Here is a 14,835-nt window from a genome sequence, read left to right on the forward strand (position 1 = left end):
ATGGAACAAATCAGAAAAGGCTTAACCCTCGAATACGCAAAAGAGAAGCGTGAGAAGCTCTTGGCGGAGCTCAAATCAGATGAACACTACAGCCAGACTGAAACAGTAGCCTATGGGCACCACGACCCGCTCAGCGTTCCTGTGGCAGCCTGCGATAGTTGTCATGGCCGGGCGCAAATGCAGAAGGTTATAGGTCCTCCTGTGCGCTGGAATATGGTCTGCCTGGGTTGTGGGAAGGCGATCCAACAAATCCAGAAACGACCGTGGCAAGCAGCAATGGCGTGGAACCAAATTAACTTGGGAACACAGGACTACAGACAACTGCCCCTCTTTGGACTTGGGAGTCTGTCTCCTGAATCAGCAAGACAGAGAATGGTGGGAATACGCAGGAACCTGGAGCTGAGAAAGAGCCTCGCCGGTATCGAGAGGACGATAGCCCACAAGGAAGGTCAACGCCCACCAGGGAAAGAGTACCAGCAACGACTGGAAGCATATCTGCAATGGGCCATGCTGGCGCTGAGGTTGCTCAAAGTCAAAGCAAGTTAGTGGTGAGAAGGAAGAGAGAACCCGGTACTGTAAAGCGCCGGGTTTTTTATGCCGCCCTGTTTACAGTATCAAAAAGTGATGCTATAAAGTGAGCAAGTCACAAGGAGAACCAACGAATGGCTGTTATCAACTCACTCCGCGCTCTCAAAGGCGTAACCGCCCCCGAAGAACTGAAAAAAGGGGATGGATTCACTATCTCTCCTCAGCTTCTGCTGGAGGAAGAAGGGTTTAACACCCGTGGCGCTTTCTGCGAGGACTACTACGAGCGCCCGGACATCAAAGCTGGTATTCGAGTGCTGGCCGATGCTTACAAGCGTGGCGACTATGTTCCGCCGATCATCGTCAAAGTTATCGACGGAAAGGTGTATGTCCGTGAAGGTCATCGCCGTCGCCGCGCCATCCTGCTTGCTATAGAGGAAGGTGCCGACATCCAGTTCGTGCAGGTCGTAGAGCACAAGGGCGATGAAGCCGAACAGAGCCTTCTGATCGCCACCAGCAACGATGGGCTCCCTCTTTCTCCACTTGAGCGAGCCGTGATCTACGCTCGGCTTGCAAACTGGGGGTGGAGCGACCAGATGATTGCCCAACGTGTTGGCCGCTCGGCTGAGCACGTTCGTATCGCCCGTGCCCTTTTGGAGATGCCTCTGGAACTGAAACGGATGATTCAGGAAGGCTCTGTGGCTGCCACCTACGCTCAGGAGCTCTACAACGAGCACGGCACCAACGCTGTTGAGATCCTGAAAAAGGCGCAGGAAGAACAGGCCAGTGGCAATGACGGCAAGAAGGCCCCGAAAAAACTGACCAAAAAGTCTGTCGAGAAAGGTCCCCGCCTGGGCAAAAAGGTGGTTGAAGCCATGCACCGAGGCGTGAGCTCTATTACCAGTCGTCTGGACAACATCAAGCCGAACGATGACGGTGAAACGTTCACCCTTACCCTGAGCCGGGAAGATGTTGATGCGTTTCAGGAGCTGAAAGCCAAGCTGGCGGAGCTGGAGCCCAAAACTGACGAGTCCAATGAAGACCAGCAAGAGCTGGATTTGGCGGGTAATCAGTAATGGGGCGCTGTACTGTTGAGGATGCCATCCAGTTGCTGGAAGGGGGAACCATTGTTGCGGTCGTACCGGCGTCATCCGGACCAGATACGCTGGTGGTTTCCTCTATCAGGCTTGAATCCGGACTGACAGTACAGTTTTCCCCTCCAGCGGCAGCCAGTGTCAGTGTTCAGCTCGCGGAGCTCGATGATGAACAGTGACAAGAAATCGTCTGAACTAGCCAGACTGAGGCGTCAGCATCAGCTAGTTTGCTCTGTCATCGCAGCCTTGCTCATCTGTGCAGGTATATATGGGACCGTTGCACGTTTGGGCTTCATCCTGATGGCGCCATTGTTTGTTATCGCCTTAGGTGTGTTAGTCGATGCGTTCCTGCCAAGGGTAAGTTGGTTCTTCTGTGTGCGGGACGTGAGAGACATATTTGGGTGGAGAAAACGATAGTGGCGAAGTTGAAGGTTTATGGCGGGATCACTTATGGGGCCGAGGGGCAGTTCAGAACTGTCGTTGCGGCCACAAGTAAGAGCAAGGCTGCTTCAATTCTGAATATCACGATTTACCAGATGAATAGCTGGTGGACGGAGACTTTTAACAAGTACGAGGTCGAGGCGGCGATGTCTGAGCCGGGGGCTATTTTTTCAAAGCCTCTCGATGGCAGAGACCCATTTGTAAAGCAGGAAGGATAATTGTGAGAAGTGTTTTTGTATGGTTGAAGGCCGGGGCAATACTGGCTTTCCTATTCTTCGGTATTGCTGGTGCTGTCAACCGGGTCTATTGGGTTAACAGCCAAGGTTTGAGCCAGGGGTCGATGTCATCCACATTGGTTAAAGAAAAGTTTGGCCTAGACCTTGGTGCAATGTGCCGTTATGACAAACCCCAGCATGTCGAGTTCAAAGTCCTTCCTGATCAGACAATCCAGTTCCGCTGCTCATGGTTTGAAGGTGGCGGATTAACCTGGTGGCCTTTCTACACCGAGCATGATGTAAAGAGCGCCGAGGCGACCTCTGTGCTCAATGACATATTCCAGGGTACGGAGGGGCATGATGAGTAGCCAGCTAGAACTCTTTCATGTCCAAGAGGCGTATGCCAAGGCCGATAAGCCGTTATCGAATGAGGAGCTCTACGATTCGGTGGCAGAGCTCGCTGGAATCCCGAAAAGCGCTCTGAATGAACAAAGTGAAATTGGCAAGGCAAAGGTCAAGCGGAGCAAGCTGAAAAGACAGATACGCTGGTATCAGCAAACCCTCAAGTCGATGAACCTTCTCCAGAAGGTGGACGGCGAGCGGGGTGTCTGGGAGCTCTCAAGCAAAACCAAGAAGGGCCTGCATGAAGCGCTAGGTGGCGTTCGACTGGTCGCTTATTCAACAAATCTTGGGCTGGCGGTGTGGTCAAACAACAAGAGCTTTTTCTCTGACCTCGATGAGCCGGTGCATCTGTGTGTGACATCTCCGCCGTTCCCGCTCCGTATACAGCGTGGCTATGGAAACGTTGATGAAGCCAAATGGGTGGATTTCATTACTCAGGCACTCGAACCGATAGTCAAGAACCTGGTGCCAGGAGGAAGCGTTGTCCTGAATGTCAGCAATGACATATTCGAGGCCAAGAGCCCCTCCAGATCTCTCTACGTTGAGCGAATGGTGCTGGCGCTCCATGATCGGCTTGGGCTCTCTCTCATGGATAGATGGCCGTGGATCAACCTGTCAAAACCACCAAGTCCGACCCACTGGGCTTGTGTGAACCGTTACCAGTTGTGTGCCGGGTGGGAGCCTGTTTATTGGTTCACCAACGACCCTGACAGGGTGCGTTCTGACAACAGAAGGGTCCTGATCCCTCATACAGAGAAACATCAGAAGCTGATGGCCCAAGGCGGTGATAACAGAGTGGTCAGTTATGGTGACGGGGCATATCGACTGAGAGGGAACGCATTCTCTAACGTCACGGAAGGACGGATACCGAAAAACGTTATCCAGCGCGGCCACCGTTGTGCGGATACTCTGGAGCTTCGGAGAATCGCTAGAGAACTGGGGTTGCCACCGCACCCGGCAATGTTCCCAACAGACATACCTGAAATGGCTATCCGCTTTCTGACGGAAGAGGGCGACCTTGTTGTTGATCCGTTCAGTGGGTCGAATAAGAGCGGGTTGGCCGCAGAAAGGAATAACCGGCGCTGGATCGCCTGTGACATCATTCTTGAGTACATTCGCACCCAGGCGGAAATGTTCACCGGCTTTGATGGATTTTGGATGAACCCGGCCATAGCAGCAGTGGGCGGGGGAGCGTTGAATTAAGAGAACAATGCCCATGAATTTAAGTATTATCGCAAGAGTCTTGCGCCAATTGGCAATTATTTTTGTCCTCTCCGTGCTTCTTGTGGCCGGATATATCTACTATGCCGGTAAACAACATCAGCAGGCAGCAATCAACTTTTGGGGTGAGCAATACCAGCCTGATGCCATCTCGACGCAAATTGATTGGGGGTTTATCGGTAATTGGGTTATTCCTCGCGGGGGGCCAATTATTTCTCCGGGCATTGCTGGAGTGTGTCCCAATACACCACTTCCCGTTGTGCCTCTTAAAACTGGTCCTGATGGCCGGGGTTATGTTCTCTGTGGCATTGGAAGTGAGGCTGTCGCTACCAGCTTTGATGTCAATGACATCCAGGATGAAGAGATACGAAACACATTAAAAACGATGTTTGAGGAAGAATTTGAAAAAACTGTTAAGGGGGATAAATGGACACTCAAGAACTGAACCACATGATAGCTGAGGCCTACAGCCGGGATTTGCAAAAGCCTGAGCTGGTATCGTTCAAAGAGGTGAGTCGCTGGGGGCGTAAGTACGGTTTCCCCGTCGTATGCACTCTGGCCGATGAAAGTGAAGAAAAGCAGATTCACTGGGCTGCCAGTTTGCTCATTCAAGTAGCCGGTACTTGGCCGCGAGAAGATATGCCGGAATTGCTCACACCGGAACGGGGCTCCGCGCTGTTCAACGATGCGATGCAGTTATTGGCGAATGGGCTTGGAGCAGCAAATCAATTGCGCTGACAGCACAAACCTTGTCAATAAGCGGCCTTCATGGCCGTTTTTTTGTTTAAAGTTTGTTTTAACAGAACCATAATTAGATATTGCAGTATCATTTTATGATCGCTACAATCTTTCACATGTGAAAGTTTGGGGGTGGTCTTGATCACCTGCGAGAAACCAAAATAGAGGTGGGTATGGCAAAAGTAATCAGCTTCGCCAACCAGAAAGGCGGAGTGGGTAAGAGTACCCTCTGTATCCAGCAGGCCTTTTATCTGGCGTTACAGAAGAAAAAGAAAGTGCTGGTCTTGGATATGGATGGTCAGGGGAACACGTCCTCTCGACTGGCCCCCAGACGAGAGCTTGAGGATGGTGACTACGAGCCCATCCTCACTGGAACCAAAACCGCAGAGCTGTTCGCTTACGAGCTGGACGGCATTGAGGTCATGCACTGCCCTTGCGGTGCAGACCTCATTCATACGCCGAAGAATGACCCGGATCTGTTTGAGATGGAGGCTGTGCCTCTTGACCAAGCCATGAATCCGGCTCGCCATTTGGCTGAGCTGTTTGAGAACTACGACTACGTGCTGATTGATTGTCCGCCTAGCCTCGGCAGAAAGCTGGTGGCAGCGTTGGTGATGTCTACCCATGTGGCATGTCCGGTAAAGCTCTCTGGCTTCGCTGTGGACGGCGTAGAAGGTCTCCTGAACACGATTATTGGTGTGCGCGAGGCATACAACCAAAATTTGGAGATCCTGGGCATCGTGATCAACGACATGGACCGCTCTGTCAATCACGACAAAGCCCTCAAGTCGCTGGAGAACACAGTTCCGGATCTGCTGTTTGAGAACAAAATTATGCACCGGCCTCCGCTCGATACGGCGACGACTGATGGCATCCCTGTCTGGGAGCTTCGCTATGGACATGTCGCGGCCAAAGAGGTTGAGGCGGTGTTGGAAGAACTATTAGAGAAGGTGGGCTAAGCGATGGCATTGAACAATTTAAAAGGCCTGTCCGAACTTGCTAAAGCCGCCAAAGGCAAGAAAGGCAAAGAGGTTCTTACCGTACCTGTTGACGACGTTGTATCCAAGGTCCAGGTTCGTAAGCGCTTCCGTAACATTGAAGAGCTGGCGGCAACCTTGCTGACCGAAGGGCAGCAATCTCCGATCATCGTGTTCCCGAAGAATGAAGAAGGCAAGTTCGTCATCCAAAAAGGGGAGCGGCGTTGGAGAGCGTGTAAACACGCTGGTATCGAGACCATTGACCTGGTGGTGAATGATAAGGTCCAGAACAATTTGGACGAGACTGCTGGTGAGCTGATCGAAAACATCCAGCGGGATGACTTGACTCCGGTAGAGATTGCCGAGGCGTTAAACCTGTTTATTGAAGAAGGTTGGAAGCAAAAGGATATTGCTGATCGGCTCGGTAAGAATATCACTTTCGTATCTACGCATCTGTCGTTGCTCAAGCTACCTGACTGTGTGCGTGAGTTATACGATAATGAAGTATGTTCTGATACAGAGACCTTGAATAACCTTCGTCTCTTGTTCGATCTGAATGAAGAAAGATGTCGCGCCGTCTGCGCGGTGGCTATGTCTGACGGGATTACTCGTAAACAAAGCCGTGAGCTGCTGAATGATGCCAAACGTATCAAAGACGAAATGGAAAAAGGCCCACTGACTGGCTCCCACCAGAATGATGAGCTTGGCGCTGGCAACACCGACGAGCAATCCCTCAACTCGGGTGGGGATGGTACGTCGGAACAAACCGGGAATGACGACCTGAACCTTGCCCAGGAGGAACTGGAAGGGGGTAAAAATTCCAATGGTCAGGACGATGATGACGAAGACCCTTTGCGTGATGAAGAGGGTGAGCACAAAGATCCTGTCAAGCAGCCAGATAACAGCGGCAAGGACAAAGATGAAGAAGGCGGTGATGCTCTTCCTCCTCTGCCGAAGGACAAGGAATGGAAGAACGTCCGGGCTGACAGTTTGATTTTTGCTGTCAACGTTAACCTGGATGGCGAGACCAAACGTGGAGTCATCATGACCGACCGTGTTGCTCTGGTTCCGTCTACTGTCTGGGTTAAAACGCTCGATGGCGAAGGCAAGGAAAAGCATGTTCATGTGCCTGTGTCAGACATTGAACTCCTGAGTGTCGAAGGCTAATAAAGGAGGCCCAGCCAAAGAGGTTGGGCCTGTCAAGAACAGGTGAATATGAAGATCTCACAGGACATGAAAAGAAAATTTGCTTTGGTGAATGCCCTGTCTAAAACGGAGAAGCCAAGTCTCCAAGACCTTCACAAGGCAACAAATATTCCTGAATCAACGATCAAGAGACAGTTGTCTGCCCTGCGTGATGAGTTCGGAATGAATATCTTGTTCGTCAGGGAGTCTACCGGCGAACGAGGTGCCACCGGCTACTACATGCTGACAGACTGGGGGATCTTAGACAGGTCTTCGTTCTTGAACCGGTACGGAAAACTGTAAGGTGCCATAGAGCAGCGCATTGAATGCAAAACCCGCCAATCGGCGGGTTTTTTTATGCTGCCACGGTAGCGGCGGTTGCTGGAGGTTTTTCGGCGTAGTAGGCGATGTTCTTGGTTCGTCTGCTAAGGGTGTCTATGCCGACGATACTCAGCGTTTTGGGAGTGGTATTGCGGGACTCGAAATAATGGAATAGCTGGATCATGCAGCACTTCACCATCAACGGATCGATGTCTTCCAGGTAGATTGAGGCTTCTCTCAATGCTTCGGGACCGTGGTTCTCGATCAGGTTTTCCATCCAGTGAATGGCGTTGATGCCAGAACCACAGCAGGGCTCATAAAAGTCTGCCGAAGACTGTGAGCCAACAATGAGTGACATCAAGCGGCCAATCTCTGGAGGAGTGGGGAAGTAATTGGTGCCCTTCTTGTGGAAGCCAGACATGCTTAGGACGTAACCCAAAACATCGCTGGTGGGGTCGCGCTTAATGGCGGCAGACAGGACGTGAGAGAGCTCGAAGGCGACCGGCTGAAGTTCTTCCGGGATCTCCTCCTTGGCTGGGTATAGGCCAGTCTGCAAGTATGCCCACTGGTCAATAAAGGCCTCAACAAACCGAGATGTGCCCATTCTGTATCGGGACTGCTCGATGAGAGATAAAGCCTTGGATGTAAGTTGCTGTGTTTCTGGTGACATAAGCGCTCCAGTTTGTTCTGACGAAACATTCAAGAGGTAGAAACGAAGAACCCCGCCGAAGCGAGGTTCTTTGCTTTCCTGCCTGATCGCCTTAATGCCGAAGCAAAGACGTCTTGATAAAGTCGGGGCAACCGGACATTTCCCGGTCGATGAAGTCCTGACGTTTCGCCAGCGGCCATTTCATGAACGCCGCGAGCGGGATGCGCTTATTCGTGTTAGTATTGCCTTGCAGCATAACAAAGCTCCTTAATTGCTTGATTGTGTTGTAAGGGCTGCAACGAAGGTCGAAGAGCGATGCGGCCCTTATTTATGATTATTACAGCATCATAAAATAATATCAAGAGACAATAAAACGATACCAAGAAACAAAACTTTCACATGTGAAAGTCTCCCCGCTGTCCACCTCGCACACTCCAAACGCCCAAACGCCCAAATAACTTGTCTATCTGCCCAAAATGGGCGCGTAAGCGTCCGATAGAAAGTAATTGTTAGTGAGATATTGACTACACGGAATATGGCTATATCATAGAATCATAAAATGATGCTGTAAAAGTGATATGTATGCCAAAGCAAGCAAATCATCTCCGTTTGAAGAAACCTTGCGCCAACTGTCCATTCCGGAAGGAGGGCGCTATCGAGCTGGCCCCTGGGCGATTAGAAGGCATCATCAACGACATCGTTGAAAACGACATGACGACGTTTCATTGCCACAAGACCGTGCACTCAAAGTCAGGTGGTGAATGGGATGAAGAGGGTAACTATGCACCTTCGGGACAAGAGTCGATGTGTGCCGGTGCTGCGGCTTACTTGATGAAAATAGGCAGGCCGACAGTGGCTATGCGAATTGCCTTTGCGTTTGGTGATGCAAAGGTGTCCGACTGGGACGAAGCTCAAGAGCTGGTTGTCGAGCCTTTGGTACAAGGGGACCGAAATGAGTAAGCGATATGCGGTAGTGCCGCATCCGAAACTGAAACGAGAGTACAAAGGTCGGCTGGTCAGAACTACTCGGGTACTAAAAAACGGCTGGGGGTTGATCCCTCTAGGGGCTGTGGCAACGGTCACGCATCAGTCTCCCAAGGGATCAGAACTGACCTTTGAACCATGCGACTGCTGCGGCCTGAAAGCCATTATCAGTCATGTAAGCATGGACTCCATTGAATTTATCGAACCGATTACTGAGGAAGAAGATGGACGAGAACAAGCTCAACATTGAAACGGTCGATGGGCACAACGAGCTGGTAGTCAGCTTTTTGTCCAGAATGGTAAGCCTGAGTGACGAGGAAAAGCAGACAGTATTGTCCTGCCTTCCGGACACCGGCAAACAAACAATCACCCAGCTCTATGAGGCGCTGCGTTCTCAAGGGCACCAGGATCTTGCAGAGAAAGTCGAACCATACCTCCAGCAGGGGGTGTTTGGGCCGATCTTCGATAACGCCAAGTCCAAGGTGTTCGTTCGGGACGAAGCGCCTTTTTTCCTCATGGATGAAAATCCTTTGAACTGGGATGACGCTAAAGCATTCAATCGCCTACGTATGAGTACGACCTGTGTTCTTGGCCGTGGCGGCTGGACTATCGGTGAGCGCTTTGATGACCGCTTTGATACCGAGGTGGGCGGAACACAGCTTATCGTCACTCAGTCACTCAACGAAAAAGGTGAGATTGAAGGAGGACTTCCTACCTCGATGTCGCTGAATGACTTTGCTGAGTTCCCTAAACAGCCAAGGCCTCCTCAAATAGTCGATTACCAGGAAGACAAGCGATACACGCTTGAGGAAGCGGAAGCTATCCCTGAGCTCGCACCAGTGGTTCAGCGTCTGAAAGAGCGCATCGAAGAGTATGAGGAGAGAAGAGCCCATGATTGACCTGACATGCCGCCTTTGTGCTGGTTCCGGTGTTTATGACTTTTCCCCTTCCAAAGAAACCTGCGGTATGTGCCAAGGGCATGGGAAATTTGTTGACGCCAAAGCAATGCTGGTGGCTGCCATCGAGCTGGCAAAGAAGCAACGCGAGCCTGTCATTGAAGTGGTAATGGGGTTGGTGCTCCAGGGTGTGGATGTTAGAGGGAAGGAGCCTGGAGAGCGGTTCAAGGCTGCTCAGGCCTTTAACGCCCCAGGGCACAACCTATTACGATACGGGTGGGATGCTTGGGAGCTCTATGCCCTCCATGAGGGTGTAAGTCCAGAACTTGCATCGCTTGGCCGAAGTGTGATGCGCGAGTGGCATAGCCATTCATGGGGCCGGTTCAGTGGAGAGGTAGGCTTTAACGCCGCCGAGATCATGATCAAACAGGCCAAAGACAACCCAGAAAAAGCAGAAGAGCGCTGGGCGTTCCTGCTTAGTGAAGAATGGATGGTGGAGTAATTGTCGTGACAGAACAAACCAATAAGAAATTGATGCTGGATGAGTCTCCAGATATGCCCCTGCAATTCAAGTGGAGAAAGTTTGGTGGTGCGATTTTTACTGCCACGCAAACAATGGAGCACGTCAAGGAAGGACGTAAGCTCGGGCCGACTCCAGCAGGGATGCTACCTCAAGAAGTGTGGCTGAACCGCCTGATCGCTATGGAAGAAACCCTGCCACGAGGGAAGTTTTTTGACAGATTCCGCCGCCGCGACAAAAACGAGCAGTATGACTTGGCCGCCGATCATCTCCGTCTTGTCGGACAGAAAAAGCGATAGGGGGATAGATGAAAGCCCAGGCATACCCACCATCAGTCATTCGTAAAGGCGCTGTGTTGTACGCAGCCCTTTATTACATCTCTGATGATGATAAAGCAAAGGTCGAGGTTACAGAGTGGATAGTTCGCTCTATTCAGAAACGACGCAACTCAACCAGCGATCAACGCTATGTCAATCTTGCCCAAAAGTTAGATGGGATTACGTGGGGGAAAAGGTCACGGAAGAATGGGGACTTTGGTTGGTTGCCATCTATACCGAGCTGGTGCTTGAAGCAGTTCCGGGAAGGTGGCGAATTGCCTTTTGGCGTTTATACGACGCGACTGGCCGCTCTCAAGTTTGCGAAAGTCAGCTTGCAGGAAGAGGTCCAATATTGCGAGGCCGAGCTGAAAAAGGCTCAGACAGAAGAGGATACTCAGGAACTCCAAGAGGAGCTGGCGGAGAACCAGAGACTTCTGAAAGCTGCTGGAGCAATGGTGAAGCGCGAGCAAAACAAGAAGAAAAGAGGTTGACCAATGTTACCGATCGTCTCCCCCTCCGTAGTAACCAAACAACTTGCGTTCAATCGAGTAGGCGATAAACGCAAGGTTAGGGTTTCGTCCAACTTTTTGGATGTTATGGGGTTCAAGCCAGGTATGGGCATCGCCGTTGAGCCAGGGGAGGGGATGGGCGGTTTTTCGGTGATCCCAGCGACCGATGAACTACAGACACACCAGGTTTATCAGCGCCGGTATCAACCAAAGAGTCGCTCCAACAACCCGCTGGAAACCGTTATTGAGTTTTCTGGACAAGGGCTCATAGATAAGTGCTTCCCTCGCTATACAGAGCGTTTCCACGTCGAAATGCGAAAAGGTCGAGTAGTCTTCACTCCCGTCGCAAACAGAGCCTTTGCCATTGCTGATCGGTTCAGAAAAACCAGCCCTTTCCGTGCCTTTGTGGCATTGACTGGCGGGGTAGACATTCATGTTATGGAATCGCTTGGCTGGAAGGCTGAGATTGTTTTGGAACATCGTCCAGTTGAAGCCAGAGACAGAGCATCCGGGCGGAACCTGAGTGAAGTACATGCGCTCAATACGCTGGTGAACAGCTCCCCGCGTATCCTGCTGAATGAAGACATTCATCACCTGGAGCTGGATCGCCTTGGAGCCTTGCTGGCGGAGTGCCCACCAATTGGTTTGGCCCATTACTCGTTGGGGTGTGATGACCACTCAAACGCCAAAAGTCCAAGGGACAAAGAGCGTTCTCTTGAAGATCTCTCCACCATGCTCGACATGGTTTACCCGGCACTAAAACAGATCGAGGTCGTGAACCCTGCCGTCGTGCTGGTGGAAAACGTCCCGAACTTCAAAGCATCCGGAGCCGGGGCGATGATGGGAACGACACTGCGGCGGATGGGGTACTTCCTCACTGAGATGGTCTTGAACGGTCTGGATTTCGGCGCGTACCAGGGGCGAGAACGCTATTACATGGTGGCGTCGGTCTTCCCTGGGTTCGTTCCACCGAAACCTGAGCAGAGAGCTGGTGGACGATTGTGGCCGGTGATCGAGAAGCACCTCGGGGATTGTGCAGACGTCACAGCGTTGAAGTCAATTCAGGCCAGAGAGTCAACTTCTCGCAGGATGCCTGCGTTCTTGACGAGAGAAAGCACCAGTTGCCCGACCATCCTCAAGTCTCAGGATCGTGGGGTAAAGGATGCAGTGTACATCCAAGACGGTGGCCGCATTTACAAGCCATCGGTCGATCTGGTTCAGGAGTTGATGTCGATACCTGATAGCTTTGATATTTCGTGGATGGCAAAAGAACAAGCGACAGAAACACTTGGGCAGAGTGTGGATTACAGATTGCATTCAGCGGTCATGGCCGCAGTTCGGGATCACCTGAATGTGAATTGCGGTCGCCATACCGTGGTGCAGCACGGTATCAGAAGTAAGGAAGGTAAATAATGGCAGTCATTTACTACGGCGAGGGAACCCATGACGCCGGTTTCGTCGGGTTCCGTGTCGCACGAACAGTTGGGGTGGCGGATGATTACCGGCAGGAATACTTCTCCTTGAGAGAGTATTCCTACGCAACAGCTCACCGGCTGGCCTACAGCTTGGACCGAAAGTGGGAAGCTGAGGCAGAAGAGGTGAAGCGTCAGAATAAGACTTGTAAGCGGCGACGCAACTCCGGGCCAAATATCATTGCTGAGGGGCTGAGGGCTTATATCAGTATCGAGAACCGGAGCCGGATGGGGGTGAAGAGAACCTACTTCGCACCTTGTTTTCTCGTCACAAAGCCAGGCTACGGCAATGGGGATATTGTTTTCAGGATTTCCACTCATGGCTACGCAGAAGCCTACGAAAAGGCGGTGGAAAAATATTGTGAGATCCATGATTTGACGGATGAGCAGTATGTTGAGTTGCTTGACTGTATGCCGAGTACAGAGGTGTTCACTGGATACCTGCTGAATGCTCTTTTAATACGCGGTCATCGCGCCACAAAAGCTGAAATACTGAGTAAGCTGGGGGCTGCGAAGAATGAAGATGACATCACCAATAGCAAAGGGAAAAGCGGCCACAACAGAGTGCGTTGCCCAGAGTATCGGTGGGCGCAATAACAGCGCCAGATGTTCAAACCATGTTTTATAGCAACACCTCTTTGGGGGCGGAATTATGTTTTTTGATAACAAAGTAGAATCTCACTCGCTCGTAATGGGAGCCAGCGGGAAGGGCAAATCGGTCTTGTCCGAACAAGTGCGGAAAAACGCGAGGCTGCGCGGTGATCTGCTGGTGGATACTGAGATGTACCGTGAAGGTCGAGGGTTGAAACCATACGAGCATGAGTACGCTCGTCGCTTAGTTCTGGGGCTAAGTGGACCGTTGCCGCGTGAACTGCGTGGGAAGCCGGTGACGGTTATCTCTGATGTGTCCAGACCAAAAAAGGTAAAGCGTCAGCCAAAGCAATTTGTTAAGACCGTAAATGGCGTCACCCTTGAACGCCAATTGGTGGCAGATGCAAGAGACCAGTTGGAAATGCAAACAGGCGTCTGGCTCAAACAACCTCAGCTCATCGAGCTGATGGAAGAGTCGGGCATAGACGAAACTCTAGCCGATTTTGGTGAGGCTGAAACACAGATCCGAGAAATGCTGGCGGATGCGTTGGCGATGAAACTGGTAGGGCGCTCATGGCCCAAGTGTGGAGCCCTCTATAACGCGGCAGAAAAGTCCGACGTTAACTTTTCCTCCGAGCTTGATGCTGCGGCAAAAGAAGCTGGATACATGGTTCGCTGAATGGGATTTGGTGTGGACAAGATAGATCGGCAAAGTTGGCTCGTTAAATTCAGGCGAGCGAAGTGTCAGGACACTTTAGACACGATGCGGGATGCGGCCATTCGCAACTATGAAGGGAATATTCGTGTTATCGCGGATATTGTATTGGCCCATGAGGCGAGAGAGACAGAAATTGAAAAAGGGATGTTTTGTCTAATAGTTAGATAGTCTGATGAGCTATCAGGTGGTGATTATGAAAAAGAGAATACTTCATCTGCCCGTAAAAAAGATTTACTTCGATCAGATCAAATCTGGAGAAAAACCAGATGAATATCGCCTCGTCACAGACTACTGGATAAAAAGACTAGAGGGGCGCGAGTATGATGAAGTCCATGTTAAGTGTGGCTACCCAAAGGCTGGAGATATGTCCAGGATAGAGATTCGTCCTTGGCGTGGCTTCTCAAGGAACGTCATAACGCACCCGCACTTTGGAGATTATCCGGTTGAAGTATTCGCCATCCATGTGAATTGATTTTGGTATTCTGATTTAAAACTATTGTAGCTCAGGTATCAAAAGAACTTGGGTAATTAAAGATAAGGGGCCGACGGCCCCTTAATTGTTTTAGTTTGTGAATATTGAACAATCGAGGTGGGATAGCGCTTGTTCGTAGCTACCTTTGTTGTTCGTCTTACGCAGTGCCACCAGCTCAACAATCAATTGGCTTAAAGCCAGTGATTGAGGCTCCCAGACGCGCTTGCATTTGTCAGCCATGTTGGCATTTACGTCTGTAATGACGTAGAGGAAATCAGGGACGTCTTTCAAGGTCCCCAGGCCTTTTGCCATATCAACAGCCTCAGGGTTTTGATAGCTTCGAGTGGCGCTCAGGTCATCGTGGGAAATATAGCTGGCAGATGTCTCAGCGAAACCTAACACCATGCCTTTTCCTGCGCTTTTTGCAATGGCCGAGCCGATAGCTAGAGTTGGCATGATGGCCTGACCTATTTGGCGGGTAGATGCAGTTGCCAAGCCTGAGGCGATGTTCTTCCCGGCATCTTCGGCAGTGGCAGAGCTGGTTGTGAGCATCGCAGTTAAAATGATTTTTCCAAACATACTTAATTC

Annotated in this window: 23 protein-coding genes; 20 read left to right on the plus strand and 3 right to left on the minus strand. The window is 51.1% G+C overall.

What is annotated here, in order from left to right; translation table 11 throughout:
- The 10 genes from R7Q11_RS18025 to R7Q11_RS18070 all read left to right on the plus strand — a co-directional run bounded on the left by R7Q11_RS18025 (nt 1) and on the right by R7Q11_RS18070 (nt 7,101).
- Nucleotides 1-546: a hypothetical protein gene (locus R7Q11_RS18025; RefSeq protein WP_000435225.1), complete on the plus strand. Its 546-nt coding sequence runs from the start codon at nt 1-3 to the stop codon at nt 544-546.
- Between the two features lie 116 nt (nt 547-662).
- Nucleotides 663-1,601, plus strand: coding sequence for a ParB/RepB/Spo0J family partition protein (locus tag R7Q11_RS18030; RefSeq protein ID WP_000268394.1), 939 nt, complete (start codon nt 663-665; stop codon nt 1,599-1,601).
- Nucleotides 1,602-2,035: 434 nt separating this feature from the next.
- Entirely contained in the window at nt 2,036-2,278 is a 243-nt protein-coding gene (locus R7Q11_RS18035; protein WP_001096360.1) for a hypothetical protein, read from the plus strand.
- A gap of 122 nt (nt 2,279-2,400) precedes the next feature.
- Nucleotides 2,401-2,643: a hypothetical protein gene (locus R7Q11_RS18040; protein WP_225452413.1), complete on the plus strand. Its 243-nt coding sequence runs from the start codon at nt 2,401-2,403 to the stop codon at nt 2,641-2,643.
- Entirely contained in the window at nt 2,636-3,880 is a 1,245-nt protein-coding gene (locus tag R7Q11_RS18045) for a DNA-methyltransferase (RefSeq protein ID WP_000098294.1), read from the plus strand. Before R7Q11_RS18040 ends, R7Q11_RS18045 begins: the two co-directional genes overlap by 8 nt.
- Nucleotides 3,881-3,893: 13 nt before the next feature.
- Nucleotides 3,894-4,343, plus strand: coding sequence for a hypothetical protein (locus R7Q11_RS18050; protein WP_001053910.1), 450 nt, complete (start codon nt 3,894-3,896; stop codon nt 4,341-4,343).
- Nucleotides 4,325-4,636 carry a hypothetical protein gene (locus R7Q11_RS18055; RefSeq protein WP_000380893.1) on the plus strand — a complete coding sequence of 104 codons (312 nt, stop codon included), beginning with the start codon at nt 4,325-4,327 and terminating at the stop codon, nt 4,634-4,636. The genes R7Q11_RS18050 and R7Q11_RS18055 overlap by 19 nt, the downstream gene beginning before the upstream one ends.
- Nucleotides 4,637-4,809: 173 nt before the next feature.
- Nucleotides 4,810-5,595, plus strand: a complete 786-nt coding sequence (locus R7Q11_RS18060; protein WP_001151305.1) for a ParA family protein — start codon at nt 4,810-4,812, stop codon at nt 5,593-5,595.
- Nucleotides 5,596-5,598: 3 nt separating this feature from the next.
- Entirely contained in the window at nt 5,599-6,780 is a 1,182-nt protein-coding gene (locus R7Q11_RS18065) for a ParB/RepB/Spo0J family partition protein (protein ID WP_001207227.1), read from the plus strand.
- A 48-nt stretch (nt 6,781-6,828) separates the two neighbouring features.
- Nucleotides 6,829-7,101 carry a helix-turn-helix domain-containing protein gene (locus R7Q11_RS18070; RefSeq protein WP_000703827.1) on the plus strand — a complete coding sequence of 91 codons (273 nt, stop codon included), beginning with the start codon at nt 6,829-6,831 and terminating at the stop codon, nt 7,099-7,101.
- A gap of 52 nt (nt 7,102-7,153) precedes the next feature.
- On the opposite strand, the gene R7Q11_RS18075 is transcribed toward R7Q11_RS18070, so the two are convergent.
- Both R7Q11_RS18075 and R7Q11_RS18080 read right to left on the minus strand, forming a co-directional pair.
- On the minus strand, nt 7,154-7,789 hold the full coding sequence (locus R7Q11_RS18075) for an N-6 DNA methylase (protein WP_000074431.1): 636 nt from the start codon (nt 7,787-7,789) through the stop codon (nt 7,154-7,156).
- Between the two features lie 91 nt (nt 7,790-7,880).
- The gene (locus R7Q11_RS18080) at nt 7,881-8,024 is read right to left on the minus strand and encodes a hypothetical protein (protein ID WP_000939033.1); all 144 of its coding nucleotides are present in this window, start codon (nt 8,022-8,024) and stop codon (nt 7,881-7,883) included.
- Between the two features lie 326 nt (nt 8,025-8,350).
- On the opposite strand from R7Q11_RS18080, the gene R7Q11_RS18085 reads away from it, so the two are divergent.
- The 10 genes from R7Q11_RS18085 to R7Q11_RS18130 all read left to right on the plus strand — a co-directional run bounded on the left by R7Q11_RS18085 (nt 8,351) and on the right by R7Q11_RS18130 (nt 14,247).
- Nucleotides 8,351-8,728, plus strand: coding sequence for a hypothetical protein (locus R7Q11_RS18085; RefSeq protein WP_001125904.1), 378 nt, complete (start codon nt 8,351-8,353; stop codon nt 8,726-8,728).
- Nucleotides 8,721-9,002, plus strand: coding sequence for a hypothetical protein (locus R7Q11_RS18090; protein WP_000044823.1), 282 nt, complete (start codon nt 8,721-8,723; stop codon nt 9,000-9,002). The genes R7Q11_RS18085 and R7Q11_RS18090 overlap by 8 nt, the downstream gene beginning before the upstream one ends.
- Nucleotides 8,977-9,651, plus strand: a complete 675-nt coding sequence (locus R7Q11_RS18095) for a hypothetical protein (protein WP_000344149.1) — start codon at nt 8,977-8,979, stop codon at nt 9,649-9,651. Before R7Q11_RS18090 ends, R7Q11_RS18095 begins: the two co-directional genes overlap by 26 nt.
- A complete protein-coding gene (locus R7Q11_RS18100) occupies nt 9,644-10,150 on the plus strand; it encodes a hypothetical protein (RefSeq protein ID WP_000566443.1) in 507 nt (168 codons plus the stop codon). The genes R7Q11_RS18095 and R7Q11_RS18100 overlap by 8 nt, the downstream gene beginning before the upstream one ends.
- Before the next feature lie 5 nt (nt 10,151-10,155).
- The gene (locus tag R7Q11_RS18105) at nt 10,156-10,467 is read left to right on the plus strand and encodes a hypothetical protein (protein ID WP_002210541.1); all 312 of its coding nucleotides are present in this window, start codon (nt 10,156-10,158) and stop codon (nt 10,465-10,467) included.
- Nucleotides 10,468-10,475: 8 nt separating this feature from the next.
- The gene (locus R7Q11_RS18110) at nt 10,476-10,976 is read left to right on the plus strand and encodes a hypothetical protein (protein ID WP_000647188.1); all 501 of its coding nucleotides are present in this window, start codon (nt 10,476-10,478) and stop codon (nt 10,974-10,976) included.
- A gap of 3 nt (nt 10,977-10,979) precedes the next feature.
- Nucleotides 10,980-12,407: a DNA cytosine methyltransferase gene (locus tag R7Q11_RS18115; protein WP_000936897.1), complete on the plus strand. Its 1,428-nt coding sequence runs from the start codon at nt 10,980-10,982 to the stop codon at nt 12,405-12,407.
- On the plus strand, nt 12,407-13,063 hold the full coding sequence (locus R7Q11_RS18120; protein ID WP_109883172.1) for a hypothetical protein: 657 nt from the start codon (nt 12,407-12,409) through the stop codon (nt 13,061-13,063). Before R7Q11_RS18115 ends, R7Q11_RS18120 begins: the two co-directional genes overlap by 1 nt.
- A 124-nt stretch (nt 13,064-13,187) precedes the next feature.
- Entirely contained in the window at nt 13,188-13,736 is a 549-nt protein-coding gene (locus R7Q11_RS18125) for a phage head-tail adapter protein (protein WP_225452416.1), read from the plus strand.
- 232 nt (nt 13,737-13,968) lie between these two features.
- Nucleotides 13,969-14,247 (plus strand): hypothetical protein, encoded by a 279-nt coding sequence (locus R7Q11_RS18130; protein WP_000746034.1) that lies wholly within the window; start codon nt 13,969-13,971, stop codon nt 14,245-14,247.
- A 90-nt stretch (nt 14,248-14,337) separates the two neighbouring features.
- Here R7Q11_RS18130 and R7Q11_RS18135 read toward each other — a convergent pair whose 3' ends face one another.
- Nucleotides 14,338-14,826, minus strand: a complete 489-nt coding sequence (locus R7Q11_RS18135; protein WP_000467110.1) for a hypothetical protein — start codon at nt 14,824-14,826, stop codon at nt 14,338-14,340.
- Between the last annotated feature and the right edge of the window lie 9 nt (nt 14,827-14,835).

Source organism: Vibrio sp. 970 (assembly GCF_033339075.1).